Source organism: Gluconobacter aidae (assembly GCF_009547075.1).
Classification (GTDB): domain Bacteria; phylum Pseudomonadota; class Alphaproteobacteria; order Acetobacterales; family Acetobacteraceae; genus Gluconobacter; species Gluconobacter aidae.
This window is the reverse complement of sequence record NZ_WIPH01000024.1, coordinates 24,772-40,720: the sequence shown is the minus strand read 5'-3', so window position 1 is coordinate 40,720 and position 15,949 is coordinate 24,772. Positions and strand designations below refer to the sequence as shown.

General features: G+C 62.0%; 15 protein-coding genes and 2 pseudogenes. 11 read left to right on the top strand and 6 right to left on the bottom strand.

The features are described from left to right. Positions 1–208, bottom strand: a 208-nt coding sequence (locus GFJ39_RS10340) for a hypothetical protein (protein WP_153431256.1), incomplete at its 3' end; no start/stop codon positions are given. A 189-nt stretch (positions 209–397) separates the two neighbouring features. Here GFJ39_RS10340 and GFJ39_RS10335 point away from each other — a divergent pair. Both GFJ39_RS10335 and GFJ39_RS10330 read left to right on the top strand, forming a co-directional pair. After that, the gene (locus tag GFJ39_RS10335; RefSeq protein WP_153431263.1) at positions 398–1,657 is read left to right on the top strand and encodes a cation:proton antiporter; all 1,260 of its coding nucleotides are present in this window, start codon (positions 398–400) and stop codon (positions 1,655–1,657) included. A 100-nt stretch (positions 1,658–1,757) separates the two neighbouring features. After that, positions 1,758–2,225, top strand: a complete 468-nt coding sequence (locus GFJ39_RS10330) for a hypothetical protein (RefSeq protein ID WP_153431255.1) — start codon at positions 1,758–1,760, stop codon at positions 2,223–2,225. 217 nt (positions 2,226–2,442) lie between these two features. Here the strand turns inward: GFJ39_RS10330 and gluP are convergent, their stop codons facing one another. Together gluP and GFJ39_RS10320 are read right to left on the bottom strand one after the other, a co-directional pair. After that, positions 2,443–3,732, bottom strand: coding sequence for a glucose/galactose MFS transporter (gluP, locus tag GFJ39_RS10325; RefSeq protein ID WP_325062913.1), 1,290 nt, complete (start codon positions 3,730–3,732; stop codon positions 2,443–2,445). Continuing rightward, complete coding sequence (locus GFJ39_RS10320; protein ID WP_194285352.1) at positions 3,729–4,745, bottom strand: N-acetylglucosamine kinase; 1,017 nt, start codon at positions 4,743–4,745, stop codon at positions 3,729–3,731. Before GFJ39_RS10320 ends, gluP begins: the two co-directional genes overlap by 4 nt. Positions 4,746–4,990: 245 nt before the next feature. On the opposite strand from GFJ39_RS10320, the pseudogene GFJ39_RS14535 reads away from it, so the two are divergent. Both GFJ39_RS14535 and GFJ39_RS14260 read left to right on the top strand, forming a co-directional pair. Further along, a pseudogene (locus GFJ39_RS14535) lies at positions 4,991–5,104 on the top strand (IS3 family transposase); the annotation flags it as partial. 65 nt (positions 5,105–5,169) lie between these two features. Then, positions 5,170–5,311: pseudogene (locus GFJ39_RS14260) on the top strand (IS481 family transposase); the annotation flags it as partial. Between the two features lie 45 nt (positions 5,312–5,356). On the opposite strand, the gene GFJ39_RS10315 reads toward GFJ39_RS14260, so the two are convergent. The 3 genes from GFJ39_RS10315 to GFJ39_RS10305 are packed head-to-tail and all read right to left on the bottom strand — an operon-like array spanning position 5,357 to position 8,214. Further along, entirely contained in the window at positions 5,357–6,301 is a 945-nt protein-coding gene (locus GFJ39_RS10315) for a hypothetical protein (protein ID WP_153431254.1), read from the bottom strand. A 3-nt stretch (positions 6,302–6,304) separates the two neighbouring features. Beyond that, positions 6,305–7,558 carry an AAA family ATPase gene (locus GFJ39_RS10310; RefSeq protein WP_153431260.1) on the bottom strand — a complete coding sequence of 418 codons (1,254 nt, stop codon included), beginning with the start codon at positions 7,556–7,558 and terminating at the stop codon, positions 6,305–6,307. Between the two features lie 32 nt (positions 7,559–7,590). Continuing rightward, complete coding sequence (locus tag GFJ39_RS10305) at positions 7,591–8,214, bottom strand: hypothetical protein (RefSeq protein ID WP_153431253.1); 624 nt, start codon at positions 8,212–8,214, stop codon at positions 7,591–7,593. 216 nt (positions 8,215–8,430) lie between these two features. Here GFJ39_RS10305 and rimP point away from each other — a divergent pair, with 216 nt between their 5' ends. From rimP to rpsO, 7 genes are all read left to right on the top strand, one after another. Next, the gene (gene rimP / locus GFJ39_RS10300) at positions 8,431–9,042 is read left to right on the top strand and encodes a ribosome maturation factor RimP (protein WP_153431252.1); all 612 of its coding nucleotides are present in this window, start codon (positions 8,431–8,433) and stop codon (positions 9,040–9,042) included. A gap of 34 nt (positions 9,043–9,076) precedes the next feature. Further along, positions 9,077–10,630 (top strand): transcription termination factor NusA, encoded by a 1,554-nt coding sequence (gene nusA / locus GFJ39_RS10295; protein ID WP_153431251.1) that lies wholly within the window; start codon positions 9,077–9,079, stop codon positions 10,628–10,630. 1 nt (position 10,631) lies between these two features. Next, positions 10,632–11,294, top strand: a complete 663-nt coding sequence (locus GFJ39_RS10290) for an RNA-binding protein (RefSeq protein WP_407645887.1) — start codon at positions 10,632–10,634, stop codon at positions 11,292–11,294. Further along, positions 11,291–14,044, top strand: coding sequence for a translation initiation factor IF-2 (infB, locus tag GFJ39_RS10285; RefSeq protein WP_153431250.1), 2,754 nt, complete (start codon positions 11,291–11,293; stop codon positions 14,042–14,044). The genes GFJ39_RS10290 and infB overlap by 4 nt, the downstream gene beginning before the upstream one ends. Beyond that, the gene (rbfA, locus tag GFJ39_RS10280; protein ID WP_194285351.1) at positions 14,041–14,469 is read left to right on the top strand and encodes a 30S ribosome-binding factor RbfA; all 429 of its coding nucleotides are present in this window, start codon (positions 14,041–14,043) and stop codon (positions 14,467–14,469) included. The genes infB and rbfA overlap by 4 nt, the downstream gene beginning before the upstream one ends. Before the next feature lie 98 nt (positions 14,470–14,567). Beyond that, a complete protein-coding gene (gene truB / locus GFJ39_RS10275) occupies positions 14,568–15,569 on the top strand; it encodes a tRNA pseudouridine(55) synthase TruB (RefSeq protein WP_153431249.1) in 1,002 nt (333 codons plus the stop codon). Further along, positions 15,529–15,798 (top strand): 30S ribosomal protein S15, encoded by a 270-nt coding sequence (gene rpsO / locus GFJ39_RS10270; RefSeq protein WP_011253110.1) that lies wholly within the window; start codon positions 15,529–15,531, stop codon positions 15,796–15,798. The genes truB and rpsO overlap by 41 nt, the downstream gene beginning before the upstream one ends. Positions 15,799–15,949: the final 151 nt, after the last annotated feature.

The following is a 15,949-nucleotide window of genomic DNA, read 5'->3' as shown; positions in this document are numbered from 1 at the left end:
GATGGACGAAGCCCATACCGGTCTGGAGAGCGGTTCTGAGGACTTCGCCCCAGATATTACCGTTGCCTCCCATGCCACCTCCCTGATGGCCCCGGACATTGTAACCGGAATCATCGTCGTTGGCGGTGGCTGCCATGTCGGCAGGCGAGGAATGTGAGGCACAGGCTGAAAGCAGAACGAAAACGGCCGCGGCGCAGGTTTTTTTCACGGGGACCGGTTCCTCCTGTTTCCCTGCCGGAAAGAATGCGTCCTGTCCTCGTGACTGTCATGTCAGGAACCGTAAGGAAGCGTAATCGTGCCGCCTGCGGGATAGCATGAAGACGGATCCGTTCGCTTGCGGTGCGCCGTGCCGTGCTGTAAGGGGCTCCCGGAGCAGATATCGGGGAGGCGCGTGGACATGAACTCTCTGGGGCTGTTTGCTCTGCTGCTGGCTGTGGCGACCCTGCTCGGGATTATCAATTACCGGACCCTGAAACTGCCGCTGACCATCGGGGTCCTGCTGATCTCGATGCTGATTTCCCTGATTGTTATCATCCTGAATCCTCTGTTTCCGGACTATGACCTGCAACAGGTCCCGCAGTCCCTGCTGGGAACGATCAATCTGCCCCGGACGCTGCTTGATGGGGCTTTGTCTTTCCTGCTGTTTGCTGGAGCGATGCAGGTTGATCCGGGCCTGCTGCTGTCGCGCGGGAAGTCGGTTGCGGCGCTGGCCATTCTGGGGACGTCACTGGCGGTAGGACTGCTCGCGGTTCCGGCATGGCTCATCTTTCCCGTGTTCGGGCTGGCGGTTCCCTTCAGCTGGTGCGTGCTGCTGGGAGCGATGCTTGCGCCGACCGATCCGGTTTCGGTCGTGGGCATGTTGCGCAGGCTGGGGCTGCCACCGGCTTTGCAGGCGATATTCGCGGGCGAAAGCCTGTTCAATGATGGCGTGGGAGTGGTCATTTTCGGGATCATGATCGGGCTGGCGACCGGAGAGACGAGTTCCGTCTCGATCGGCGATTTCGTGTTGCGGTTTCTGGTCGAGGCCGTGGGCGGCGGTCTGCTGGGTGCCTTCGCGAGCTGGCTGACCCTGCGGCTGCTGCGGGGAGTGGAAGACACGCAGATCGATCTTCTGGGCTCCCTGGCGCTGGCGACGGGGACGTATAGCCTCGCGAACGGGCTGCACATGTCCGGGCCGATTGCGGTCGTGGTGGCAGGCATGAGTTTTGCGGGCAAGGCGGGTCATCGCGCCATTGCCCGGAAATCCCGCGAGGACATGGTGGTGTTCTGGAACCTGATCGATGAGATCCTGAACGCGCTGCTGTTCCTGCTGATCGGGTTCGAGCTTCTGGAAATCCGGCTTCACCTGGCGCCGCTCCTGACGATGCTGGTGGTCATCCCGCTTTCGGTTCTGGTGCGGGGTGCGAGCGTTTTCCTCTCCACCATGCCTGTTCATCTGCAACCCGGACAGCGGGGGCGTGCTCTGGGTGTTCTGACCTGGGGCGGGCTGAGGGGAGGTATTTCCGTCGCGCTGGCGCTGGGGCTTCCGTCCGGGGATCTGCGCGATACGCTGCTCCCGGTCTGCTATGGGGTCGTGGTGTTCACGATCATCGTGCAGGGTCTGACGATGGAGCGGGTGGTGCGCTGGCTTTATCCCGAGATGTCTCCGCCGTCCTGAAGGGTCATTTCCGCAAAAGGTGTTCGGCTGCCTCTGTGGGTTCCGTCGCCGGACTGTGATAGATTCGGAAAACAGACGGTTCTGTTGGAGTATTTTGCAGATGGTATGTTTGAAGCATTTCAGGGGTTTCACGATGATGGCGGTGGTGGGGGCAGGGCTGGTCGTGCCTCAGTTCGCATCCGCCACGCCATTTGCAGGTCAGAAGGCATGCTGGGATTCAAACGTGGGCGAGGACCCGCGTCCTGAAATCAGTTGTCAGAGCCTGTCCCCCGAATTCCTGCGCAAGCTGGAACATGCGACCCCGGCTCAGGTGAGCAAACTGTTTGCCGTTCCAGGAAAAGATGGAAAACCGACCTATTTCGAAGGCGTGGGCAAGATTCCAGGCTTTCACAACGGGTATGTCGACCTGATCTACAGCAAGGGCCATGTGACGAATGTGAGCGCGGTGACGACCGAGTTCCAGAACAACGGTATGGCAGGCCCGGAAATGGATTTCCGCTGGGATGCCGTGAAAGGTGAATGTTCGGATTTCCCCGGCTCGACCCGGCGCTGCAATGCGGTGGAATAAGGCCGGACCACTTTAAGGCACGCGGCCATCACGGGACGGATCGGATGTCCGCGCTGATCCGTCGTCCGGGATCTGGCGGCATTGCCTGCTCCGGCCGTCACCAGAAGAAGGCGTCTTTCTTCAAGAATGGTGCCTACACCCATCGTCAGGGCATGTGATGGAACCCGTCCCGAAACGACACGGTCGCGCAGTACGATCCTGCCTTCAAGCTGCATCCTCATCGCTCCTGATCCAGCGGCAGGAGGCCGGTCTGACCATAACGTCGTGCATAGATCAGAATGGCAAGATAGGATGGCAGAACAAGCAGTGCGAACATCGTCTGAAGCCCGATCACGGGTTTCAGCGCGACATAAATCTGCGGAATGACGGCTCCGCCGCTATACGCCATGACAAGCAGTGCGGATGCCAGCGGCGTCCATGAACCTGCGCCACGGATCGCAATCGGGAAGATTGTGGGCATCAGCATGGCGTTGGCAGCCCCGAGAAGGGCCACGCAGAGTACGGAAACATAGCCATGCGTCAGGAAGGCTATGACTGTGAGCATCCCTCCCAGAATACAGGCCAGTTCCATGAGCCGTTCCTGTGTCAGGACGCGTGGAACAATCACAAAGCCGGCCACGTATCCCCCCAGCATTGCGGTGAGGGTCAGGGAGGTGAAGAAGCGGGTCTGGCTGAGCGGCAAACCGAAGCCCTGCCCATAAGTGCCGATGGCGTCTCCTGCCATGACTTCAACGCCGACATAGAGGAACATGGCAGCAATTCCGAAGACCAGATGGGGCCGGAAAATATGTCCGGTACTGTCTCGCAGGCCTGGCAGGGCCGGCGCCTGAAGATCGGGCAGGGGACAGATCGCCACACCGATTGCTGTTACAAGCAGAATGGCGGCCATCGTCATGTAAGGGCCATAAATGGCGTGAACAAAACCTGTAAGGATCGCGTTGCGCGCCATGGGGTCGGTTGCGTCCTGGACACGTTGGGAAATGCTGCCGATATCCCCCATAACCAGCGTCGCCAGAACAATCGGCGCAAGGATTCCGGCGCATTTGTTGCATACGCCCATGATGGCGATGCGCTGTGCGGCCCGCTCCGGCGGCCCGAGCAGGCTGACGAGAGGATTGATGACCACCTGCATCAGCGAGAGGCCGGCCCCCATGACCAGAAGGCCGCTCAGTGCTCCTCCATAAAGGCGTATCGCAATGAACTGTCCAAACAGCGCCACGCCAGCGGCACAGAGCAGAAGTGATGTCGAAAGCCCTCCGCGCAAACCCAGTTTCCGGGCCAGAAAAGACGCAGGCAGGGAAAACAGGAAATATGAGAAATAGAACACCATCGGGACAAGAAAGGCGGTTGTATCACTGAGATCGAACACCACACGCACAAACGAAATCAGTGGCCCGTTCATCCAGGTCACGAAACCCATGATGAAGAAGATTGCCGCAGCAACAGCCAGAGGCACCAGTCCGTAACGGCCGGTAAGGCCCCTGTCAGTTGGTGTGCTCCCGATCACGATGTCAGCCCTGCGACATGGAGTGTCCGGGAGGTCCGGTCGATCCAGTCGTCATCCGGGTCCCAGCCTGCCAGACGTGCGGCATTGAGCAGCCCCCCTCCGACCGGAGGAAGACGGGGCTCGACGGGCGCGCCATGCCGGGCCGTGATGACGTCGCGGAGGAACTGGCTCTGGAAGGTTCCGCCAGCATAACTCCACGGGAGCGGAGTCCCGGAAAACTGGCGCTGTGCGGCATCGATATGGGCACCCAGATGATCCGCGGCGTCACGCATCAGCCGTCTGGCCGGTTCAAGTCCCTGCTCGGCCAGATCCGATACATGCCGGGCAAGGGCCGCGACACAGGCCCGTGGGTGTTCGAGTGCTCCATACCATGCCAGCAGTGCCGTCCCACAGGCCTCTCTCTCGATTGGCAGCCCCATGGCGCCTGCAAAGGGTTCGAGAAAGGCCTGATCCTCCTGATTGCGACCGTCCAGGAGCATGGTCAGAAGAGACAGCGCCTGACGACCGATCCAGAAAGCACTTCCTTCGTCACCGAACAGGCCGCCCCAGCCGCCGACCCTGATCTGGTTGCCTCTGCCATCTGTCGCCCATGCAACGGAGCCCGTGCCGGACAGGAGAAGAACACCTGCGCGTCCACCGAAAGCGCCTGTACACGCCATTTCCACATCACCGGTAAAACTGAAAGGTCGCGCAAAAGCGTTCCTGACGACTTCCTCCTGTTTGCGGCCCAGAACGCGGGGTTCACCATATCCCGCAATCCCCAGCGAGAGGGCCTCCGTTGTGGCCGGGATCCGTGCGATCAGGGACTGTAGAACGGTTTGCCAGTCGCTTTGGTCGAAAGGATTGGAACCCGCTTCCCGCATCACCGGTCCCAGTGTTCCGTCCCTGCCAAGCACCACCAGAAGTGTCTTGGTCCCCCCGCCATCTATCGCCGCGATGCTGGACGCAGGGGGGAACGCGGATAACTGCGAAACCGGGGGGGTGGATTGCATGATCGTGTGGGTGGCTGTCATATCGGGGTGTTTCGTTTGGAGCGGCGGGAGCGGACAGGGAAGTCAATACGGAACAGACGCTATGATTCACACTGCATGGAAATTGGCTTGGACAGTAGCTGTCCGGCAAAGCACCGGGGCTCTCATCCATCATCCGGTCTCTGGCCAGCATTTTGCCTATAACTTCCACGGAACTCAGTCAATTATGGGGGCAATTATGGGGCGGCCACAACTCTGGAGGCACATTGGAAGATGGGAAAATCTGTCTGAAAGTCTGTCATCGGGGCGGTCGCGAGAGGGCGCAGGTAACGCGCTCTCCCATGCCCATCCTTCACGAACCCGGACAGCGCTGGAGCCTGGATTTTGTATCCGAGGCCCTTGTCATTCCTTCAATCCCAGAAACATAAAAACCGGTGATATTGTCCACTGAGTGGAAAGAAGCCTTATGGGACAGGTATCTCATGGCGGTGTCACGGCCACGCAGGCCGCGCGGGCAGCAGGCAATACAGCGATCGCAGGCTTCGTTCGTGGCGCTGGGCAAGGAGAAGTTCGGGATCAACCCGAAAAGCGTTGCAAAGTGGCGGAAGTCCAGACTGCTAAAGGGAACTGTACCTCTTCGTTGCCATAGCTGTTCAGGACGGCTGAGGCGCGGACGGATCGTTGATGAGCGGCGGCACGAGCGCCGCCGTATTCAGCGTTCCATCAAATCCCTGACGCAGAACCCGTGACCAGCCGATCATCCATCGGTCCAGTGCATCAATGAACTGGGCGGCGTCGGGGTTCTTGTGAACCGAGGCCTTGTTCCAGTATTGCGGCGGAGCGAGCAACTGGCGCGATCCATGTTCGATCGGGGCGACGAGCGTCTCGACCGTTTCGATATGAGCGGTGCCCTTACCTGCTGCTGCTGCATAATACCAGCCGACATTGATCATCAGGCTCGGGATTGGAAAGCCCAGTGTGCGCATCCGTGAAAAAGCTGCCGTGATGAACGGGTCCGTGCTGACGCTCTGGTTCTCAAGCACGGCATTGCTGGTATAGCTGCATTCCTGCGAGATGCCGGGCCTGTCTGAAATATGCGCGGCGTAATCGCGGTCGTCATGACATGGCGTTTCGAGCTGCTCCGCCAGATCGGCCGGGACAGGCTGCTGCGTGGCGCGTACGACGATGACGCCCGAGACGACACCGCGATCGGTCCGGGCCAGAACCTGCTGGGAGAGTTCGCCATGCGCGCCACTCCGGGCCGTCAGGATCGGATGCCAGTCACCGGCCGGAAGCGGGAGCGTGCGTCCGGCGATGGTGATGCTGCCATGCTGGGCAATGCCGGGATCGGGCACGCCGATCTGGTCTCCAAGACCCGGAGCGCCGCCGGGCTGGGTGCTCTGCTGTCCATCCGGCTGTGATGTTCCGGCCCCGGCATTATACGGTGTCGCCCCGGGCGGGTGCCCCGGAAGCCACGGCATGGCCTTCTTGAGCGCCGGGGTGGGATAGAAAGCGGCCATGCCGAGCGCGCCTACCGTTACGATCACGCTCGTGCGCCAGAGGGGAGCGCGTCGCCAGAGCCGTCCGAATGCCGTCATGGATCAGTGGCTCACCCGGCCGAGCTGGGTTTCGGTATCGCTGGCGATCTCGGTGATAACCGTGCCGTTCTCCTGCGTGACGAGACGGACGCGCTTGGCGCCCTGCTGACGGGCGACGATGAGGCTTTCGCTGACCATGTCCTCGATGGAGCGGACAAGATCGCGCGCGCTCGCGCCGGTGCCGAGATTCTTCTGCTTGACCATGACCTGGAACAGGACCCCGGCATCGATGCCCCCGGTTTCCACATGCAGGCCATAGCCTTCGATCATGGCCTCGATTTCGAGTGCGGCGACGCGGGCCAGATCCAGTCCGCGAAGAGGGCGGAAAATGAAAATGCGGTCCAGACGGTTCAGCACCTCGGGGGCGAAACCGGATTTGCGCAATGCCTCGACCGACTCGGCGCGCATCTTCTCAGGCTCGTTTGCAAGGCGATCGGCGATTTCGGTCAGGGCCTCGGTCGCCACGTTGGAGGTCAGCATGAAGATCGCACGGGTGGTCGAAACCTGTTCGCCCGTGGAGGCTTCCGTGACATGGCCGTCATTCCAGGCGGTGAGGAACTTCTTGAAGACGTCCGGATGGGCTTTTTCAATCTCGTCGAGCAGGACCACGGCATCCGGATGGTCCTTGAGGCCCCCGGTCAGCTTGCCGAACGTGTCCGAGCCGACATAGCCCTTGGGCGAGCCGAAGAGCTGTGTTGCGGCATGGGCGCTGGACATCTGCGTCATGTCGAAATGCAGCAGGGGGCGTTCCATCTGCCTGGCCATCTGTTTGGCGAGATAGGTTTTTCCGGTGCCCGGAGGGCCTGCGAGCAGGAAAATACCCACGGGCTTGCCGCGGACCTGAAGGGCCAGACGGCGGCGCATCTGCTGGGCGATATCCTCACAGACCTGATCCTGTCCGATGACGCGGGCGCGGAGAGACGCGGCCAGTTCGTCGGCGTCGAGAACGGTTTCGCGCTGTTCGCGTGCCATGAGTTCTTCAAGGGCTCCGCGGTTCGTCAGACGACTGAGAACATCCATGATGAGACCTTTCCTGCGGCGCAGTCCGCGACGCGCCAGTTTTTCGGCTGACGTTTCATACGCCAGCCCGATGACTGCCAACAGAGCACTGACACCTGCCAGCGGAAGATAGAAACGACGTCCCCATTCGATGGCGGCCCACAGCCCGTTCAGCGACAGGTGTAGCATGACCGCGACCTGAATCACCGCCAGAATGAGAAAGGCGGCCATCATCAGCGGCATGGCCCGGTTGAGCATGGGCACGAGAGACTTGAACACCGGGCGGTTCCTTACTGGACGATCACATTGAGTAGGACGCGCTGGTCGAGCGTTGTCAGGGCAGGCAGAGCTTCGGGGCCAAGGGCTGTGAGGGCGCCAACGATCAGGGCGGGCGCATGCGGGATGCTGACCGGCGCAATGAGAATCTGTCCGGCTTCGACGATCGGAATGACGAGATGCTGGAATCTGCCGGTCAGGACGACGCGCTGTGTGAGACCCGAAACGGTTACGTCAATGGTCTGGCCGACGGCGCCCGAAGCATCCAGAACCGGCATTTCCACGAGCCGCATCTTGCCGTCCTTTACCGCCGCGAGGATGCGGGCGCGGTCGGCCGGACTGAAGCCGCTCTTTGCAAGGGCAGCCGGAGCCCTCCCCGGGGGAAGCATGGAAAGCTGGACCGCGGCGGTCTGGGCGGCAGGCACGACCGGGACGTTCTGGGATGGGGGCGCCACCGCGGGGGCGGGGGATGTGGCCGTGTTGTGGGTATAGAAAAAAGCGCCTGCCCCGACTGTCAGGGCCGCGATGAGAGCGCCACCACCCCACAGAACCCGGCTCCGGGCGGCGGGATCGGCAGACAAAGGCTGCGGGCGCGGTTCCGGGCGCAGTTCCGGACGGGGCTCGGGTGGGAGAGTCATGTCAGAACCATCTCACTCCCGACAGCGTCCGAAGACAAGAGCTTTCGAGCCATCGGAATGTAAACAAATCTTTCGACTCGCCCAATGAATTAAGCGGTTCAGAAACCACGGGATTTGCGTTCCCCTTGCGTCCTGAGGGGAGGTGACTTACATAAGGCACATTCCATTCATCTTCCGCTCATTGGGGGGTGGCCCTGACGGGCCGCCTTTTTTGTCTTGTCTCAGCAGAACGCTTCTTCCGACATCGAACTGCCTCACCTTACGGGGCTGGAAGCCCGTATCGCGGAACGGATCGCGCCGACCCTGGCCGATCTGGGCTACGAACTCGTGCGTCTTTCGGTGCTGGGGCGTGATACGCCCACGATTCAGATCATGGCGGACCGGGCGAACGGTTCCCTGATTTCGGTGGAAGACTGCGAACAGATCAGTCACGCCGCGGGAGCGATCCTTGATGTTGATGACCCGATTCCCGGTGCGTGGATGCTGGAAGTGTCGTCCGCCGGGATTGACCGTCCTCTGACCCGCGCCAAGGACTGGGAGCGATTCGCCGGTCATCTCGCCAAGGCTGAACTGGACGTTCCTCTCAATGGCCGCCGGCGTTTTTCCGGCACCGTCATGGGCGCACGGGACGGCAGTGCCATCATCCGTCTGGATGACGGAACCGAGGCGGTCCTGCCATTGGCGGACATCCGCAAGGCGCGTCTGGTCCTGACGGATGCGCTGATCGAAGCGAGCGCCGCTCTTGCGGGGCTGAACTCCGAAGGGGAAGATGGCGAAGAAGCGCGCCAGGCGCCCAAACTGAATCCGAAGAAGCCGGGAAAGAAGTGATGACCCGTCTCATGCTGGCTGGAGGTCCGATCTGATGGACACGTCTGTTACACGTCCCGAACTGCTGCTGGTTGCCGATGCAGTCTCCCGCGAGAAGAATATCGACCGCGAGGAAGTGCTCGAAGCCATGGAGCAGGCCATCCAGAAGGCTGGCCGCGCGAAGTACGGGCATGAAAAGGACATCCGTGCGACAATCGACCGCAAGACGGGCGAAGTCCGCCTGAGCCGCTGGACCGAGGCGGTCGAGCATGTGGAGAACGAGGACACCCAGATCCCGCTGCACATCGCCCGCAAGTTCCAGCCGGAAATCCAGGTCGGCGAGCATCTGGTCGATCCGCTGCCTCCGATCGATTTCGGCCGCATCGCCGCGCAGACGGCCAAGCAGGTCATCGTGCAGCGGGTGCGCGAATACGAACGCAAGCGCCAGTACAACGAGTTCAAGGACCGCGTGGGCGAGATCGTCAACGGCACCGTCAAGCGCACCGAGTACGGCAACCTCATGGTCGAGATCGGCCATACAGAAGCCCTGCTGCGTCGCGACGAGCTGATTCCGCGCGAATCCTTCCGCAATTCCGACCGCGTCCGTGCCTACATCTATGATGTGCGTGACGAGCCGCGTGGCCCGCAGATCTTCCTGTCCCGCACGCATCCGGCCTTCCTGGCCAAGCTGTTCGCGCAGGAAGTGCCCGAAATCTACGACGGCATCATCGAAATCAAGGCCGTATCCCGCGACCCGGGATCGCGCGCCAAGATGGCCGTGATCTCCCGCGACGCGGCAATCGACCCGGTCGGTGCCTGCGTCGGTATGCGCGGCTCCCGCGTTCAGGCCGTCGTGGCCGAATTGCAGGGCGAAAAGATCGATATCATCCCCTGGAGCCCGCAGGCTGCGACCTTCGTCGTCAATGCGCTGGCCCCGGCTGAAGTCAGTAAGGTGGTGATGGATGAGGAAGCCGGCCGCGTCGAGGTCGTGGTGCCGGACGAGCAGCTTTCGCTCGCCATCGGTCGCCGTGGACAGAACGTGCGTCTGGCCAGCCAGCTGACGCGGTGGGACATCGACATCCTGACGGAGGCCGAGGAATCGGAGCGTCGTCAGGAAGAGTTCCGCAAGCGCTCCTCGCAGTTCGTCGAGGCACTGGACGTCGATGACGTGATCGCGGGCCTGCTGGTGACGGAAGGCTTCCACACGATCGAGGAACTGGCCTACACCGATCCGGGCGAGCTGAATGATATCGAAGGCTTTGACGAGAGCGTGGCTGAAGAGCTCATGCATCGCGCCAACGATTATCTGGCCAGCAAGGAACAGGCCCTGGACGACCAGCGCAAGGCGCTGGGTGTCACGGATGACGTGGCAGGACTGGGAACATTTACGAACCAGATGCTGGTGACGCTGGGTGAGAAGGGTGTGAAGACGCTCGACGATCTGGCGGATCTGGCCGGTGACGAACTGGTGGAGATCCTCGGTGAGGAGGCCATCGACGAAGATGCCGCCAATGAAATCATCATGGCGGCCCGTGCGCACTGGTTCGATGGTGAAGATACCGACTCGGCGAAGGCAGAAAACGGTGACGGGGAGTCGACCGACGTCTGAAATTTCTGATACTGATAATGGTCCTGTTCGTGGTGCTTTAGGAGGTGCTCTGGGGCGTCGCGGCTCGGAGCGGCGATGCATCGTAACGCGAGAGCAGAAGCCGCCTGAAGGCATGATCCGTTTCGTGGTCAGTCCGGATAACCGGGTTGTTCCCGATCTCGCCGGAAAACTTCCGGGACGGGGAATGTGGTTGAGTGCCAGCCGGGATGTGTTAGATAGCGCCCGCACACGACAGGCTTTCGCCAGAGCAGCGAAAGGCCAGGTGACTGTACCGGAAGGTCTGGCTGATCTGGTCGAAGCCGCGCTGGTGCAGCGGATGCTGGACGCAGTCAGTCTGGCCCGCAGAGCCGGTCAGACGGTCTGCGGATTTCAGAAATGCCGGGAGTGGCTTACTTCAGGCAGGGTAGGGGTGGTGATCCGTTCGGAAAGTGCAAGTCCGGACGAATTTTCCAGACTGGTGTCGGGCCGGCGTTCTCTGCCGGTTGTGACAGTTCCCGATCGGGTCCTGGAATCGGCGTTCAGCCGGGACCGGGCGGTCTATGCGGTGGTGGCGCCAGGAGCGCTGGCACAGCGCCTGATCGCCGAACATGAGAGATTTTCGGGAGTGGCAGGACGTCCGCTCCCAGACCCCGCAGGGGTCAGTAAGGAACAGGCGGAACTATGAGCGACGGCAACGAGCGCAACCAGGACGGAAACAACACCCCATCACAGGGCGGCGAACAGACCAGAAGCAGCCGCCTGTCGCTTCGCCCTGCTGGACGCCAGGAGGTCGGGCGTACTGTGGATGCCGGCTCCGTGCGTCAGAGCTTCAGCCATGGCCGCTCCAAGGTCGTGCAGGTTGAGGTCCGCAAACCCAAGCGCAACGCCACTGGCCCGGGCGCCGGGGCATCCGCCCGTGGTGGCCGCGCGGGTGGTCGTGCCCTGACGGCAGCCGAACTGGCGGCCCGCCAGCGTGCCCTTGAGGGACAGCGCAAGGCTGCTGCTGACGAGGCCGCACGGCGCGAGGAAGAAAAGATTCAGATCATGTCTGCCGCCGAGGCCGCGCGTCGCGCTGCCGAGGAAGAACGCCTGATCGCCGAGCAGAAAGCCGCGGAAATCGCGGCTCTGAAGGAAAGCGAACAGCAGGCGGCCCGCGAACAGGCGGCGGCTGAAGCCGCGTCGCGGGCCGCCGAACAGGCTGCGGCCGAGGCGGCAGCCCGCGAAGCCGAGGAAGCCGAGCGCTCCGCTCCGCTCGATCCGCGCAGCCATTCCACCGGCGGCGTGCAGCTTGCCGCTCCGGTCCAGCGTCTGCGTCCGCTCGCCGAGCGTGCCATCATGCCACCGCGTCCGGTCCAGCCGTCCCGTCCGGCAGCCGCCGCGCCGGCCCGTAACAACGAAACGCTGCATCTGCGTTCCGGCGCGGCCGCCGGTGGCGATGACGAGCGTCGTCCCGCCCCGCGCCGCAGTGGTCCTGGCGCTCCGCTGGCCCCACCGCGCCGTCCGTCCGCTCCGTCCCGCAAGGGGGGTGGCAGCGATCGCCGTTCGGGTCGCATCGACGTCCGCGCTGCGATCGAAGGTGATGACGACAAGACGCGTTCGCTGGCTTCGGTCCGCCGGCAGCGTGACCGAGAGCGTCGTCAGGCCGAACTGGAGCGTCTGCGCTCCGATCAGGTCCGCGTTGTCCGTGATGTCGTTGTGCCGGAGACCATTACGGTCGCCGAACTGGCCAACCGTATGGCGGCCCGTCAGGGCGAAGTTATCAAGGCGCTCATGAAGATGGGCGTCATGGCGACGGCCGCGCAGAGCATCGATGGCGATACTGCCGAACTCGTGGTCGAGGAATTCGGCCACCGCATCAAGCGTGTTTCCGAAAGCGATGTTGAAATCGGTATCGAGGGTGTTGAAGACAACGCTGACGATCTGAAGCCCCGTGCTCCGGTCGTCACGGTCATGGGTCATGTCGATCACGGCAAGACCTCCCTGCTCGATGCGCTGCGCACCACGGATGTGGCGGCGAGCGAAGCCGGTGGCATCACGCAGCATATCGGCGCGTATCAGATCACGGCACCGTCGGGGAAGAAGATCACCTTCATCGACACGCCGGGTCATGAGGCATTCACCTCCATGCGTGCGCGTGGCGCGTCGGTCACCGATATTGTGGTTCTGGTCGTGGCAGCCGATGACGGAGTAATGCCGCAGACGATCGAAGCCATCAAGCACGCCAAGGCGGCCAATGCTCCGATCATCGTGGCGATCAACAAGATCGACAAGCCGGGTGCCAATCCGAACCGCGTGCGTCAGGAACTGCTGAACCACGAGATCGTGGTCGAGGAAATGGGTGGTGACACTCAGGACGTCGAGGTTTCGGCTCTGAAGCGGACCGGTCTGGACAAGCTTGAAGAATGCATTCTGCTCCAGTCCGAAATGCTGGATCTGAAGGCTAACCCGGATCGCGTGGCCGAAGGTGTGGTGATCGAAAGTCGTCTGGACCGTGGACGTGGCCCGGTTGCAGCCGTTCTCGTCCAGAAGGGCACGCTGCGTCGTGGTGACATCGTGGTGGCTGGTTCCGAATGGGGCCGTGTCCGTGCGGTACTCGATGATCGTGGTCGTCAGGTCAAGGAAGCCGGCCCGTCCATGCCGGTCGAGGTGCTCGGCCTGACGGGTGTGCCGGGTGCGGGTGAGCCGTTCGTTGTCGTTGAAAACGATGCGCGGGCCCGTGAGATCAGCGAGTTCCGTCAGCGGAAGATCAAGGAGAAGGAAGCGGCGTCGCAGGTTGCGGCCCGAGGAACGCTCGATCAGATGCTGGCCCGGATCCAGGCCGGTGTGCAGAAGGAAGTTGCCCTTCTCATCAAGGCTGACGTGCAGGGTTCGGCGGAAGCCATTTCCACGACGGTGCAGAAGCTGGCCCATGAGGAAGTTGCGGTCCGCGTTCTGAACGCCAGTGTCGGTCAGATCACGGAAAGCGATATCCAGCTTGCCAAGGCGTCGGATGCCATCATCGTGGCGTTCAATGTCCGTGCAACCACGCAGGCCCGTGAACTGGCCCAGCGCGAGGGTGTGGACATCCGCTACTACTCGATCATCTACCAGGTGGCGGATGATGTGGAGCAGCTGGTCAAAGGCAAGGTCGCGCCGAAGCATCGCGAGAAGTTCCTCGGCTACGCAGAGGTCCGTCAGGTGTTCAACATCACCAAGACCGGCAAGGTCGCGGGCTGCTATGTCACCGAAGGTCTCGTCAAGCGTGGCTGTGGCGTGCGTCTGCTGCGTGACAACGTGGTTATCCATGAAGGCGAACTGAGCCAGCTCAAGCGCTTTAAGGATGACGTCAAGGAAGTGGCACGCGGCTATGAGTGTGGTCTATCGTTTGCGGGTTATAACGACCTGCACGAAGGCGACATGGTCGAGTGCTATGAAATGGAAGTGATCCCGGCTTGAGTTCGCGTTCGAGACATGACCTGAAAGGCCCCGCGGGCGTTACCGCCCAGGGACCCAGCACACGCCAGCTTCGCGTGGCCGAAGAGGTCCGCCGGGTTCTGGCGGAGCTGTTCGCCCGGACCGAATTTCGCGATCCGGAACTGCTGGATGTGCGGATTACGGTCACGGAAGTCCGCATTTCTCCGGATTTCAGACATGCCACGGCTTTCGTGACACGTCTGGGACGGAGCGACGTGGAAGTTCTCCTGCCTGCCCTGAAGCGGGTGGCGCCGTTCCTGAGAACGGGGCTTTCCAAGGCTCTCAATCTCCGGACGGTGCCGGAGATCCATTTTCAGCCCGATACGGCGCTGGATAATGCCATGGAACTTGACGAGATCATGCGATCCCCGGAAGTCCAGCGGGATCTGAACTCCAAGCCCGAGTGACTTTTTCAAAAAACGCCTCTCACCTCCGGTGAGGGGCGTTTTTGCATTCCGTACCTCTGCTGGTCTATCAGCGGCCTTCACAAGCAAGGACGGGATGTATGGGCAGGAAACGTGGACGCGATATCGACGGGTGGCTGATTCTCGACAAGCCGCTGGGGCCGACCTCCACGGATATGGTCAACAGGCTGCGATGGGCTTTTGACGCGAAAAAGGCCGGTCATGGCGGAACGCTCGATCCGCTGGCTTCCGGTGTGCTGCCGATCGCGTTCGGCAAGGCGACGCGAACCATTCCCTACATCATGGACGCGACAAAGCGTTACCGCTTCACCCTGACTTTCGGCGAAAGCCGGACGACGGATGATCTTGAAGGCGAGGTTCTGGCGACATCGCCGAACCGCCCGACCGATGACCAGATCCGTGCCGTTCTGCCCGCGCTTACCGGAGACGTCATGCAGGTGCCCCCGGTTTTTTCGGCGCTTAGGGTCGGGGGAGAGCGGGCCTATGACATGGCGCGGGCCGGCCGCCCACCAGAACTTCCGCCGCGTCCGGCGCGGATCGATTCGATAACGCTGGTGGAACGTCCGGATGCGGATACGGCCGTCTTCGACGTGCAGTCGGGCAAGGGCGTCTATATGCGTTCGCTCGCGCGTGATATCGCGCTGGCCTGCGGAACGGTCGGGCATATTTCGGTGCTGCGACGGACGAAGTGCGGGCCGTTCGATCTGAGCCACGCACTGACGATCGATCAGATATCACTGGACAAATCGACTCAAACTGTGGACAAGGCCGATGCTCTTCCGGCTCCTCTGCTGGATGCGGCGACCGCGCTGGTCGACATCCCGGCGCTGGCCGTCACCGATGCGGAGGGAAGGATGCTTGTCTGGGGGCAGTCGATAGACCCCGCGGACCTCGTGCATCCTCTGCCGGTATCGTCGCAGGGGGAAGACCATCTGTGGCGCGCGATGATCGGAGAGCACGTGCTGGGTCTGTGTCATGTTCGTCATGGGCGGCTCAGGGCAGCACGGATGCTGGAAAACCACGAGTTTTTTGGAGAACACGATGTCGATTACCGCAGAACGCCGCACGGCACTGATTTCTGAGTACAAGCAGAGCGAGACGGATACGGGTTCGCCGGAAGTGCAGGTTGCCATCCTGTCCGAGCGTATCGTCAACCTGACCGAGCACCTGAAGACCCATAAGAAGGACTTCCACTCCCGTCGTGGTCTTCTGATGATGGTCGGTCAGCGTCGTAGCCTGCTGGACTATCTGAAGCGCAAGGACCAGGCCCGCTATCAGAGCCTGATCGAGCGTCTCGGCCTGCGTCGCTGAGCTGGATCTGTCCGGGAGCATGCTCCCGGGCACCCCCGCCATCGCCTGTCCGGCGGTGCGGGTGCGCGACCGGCGTTTCAGGCCACATGGTGTCATGTCGGGGGCTTCCCGTCATCACCGCCATGCCGTCCGAAACGCTGCTCCGCCACCT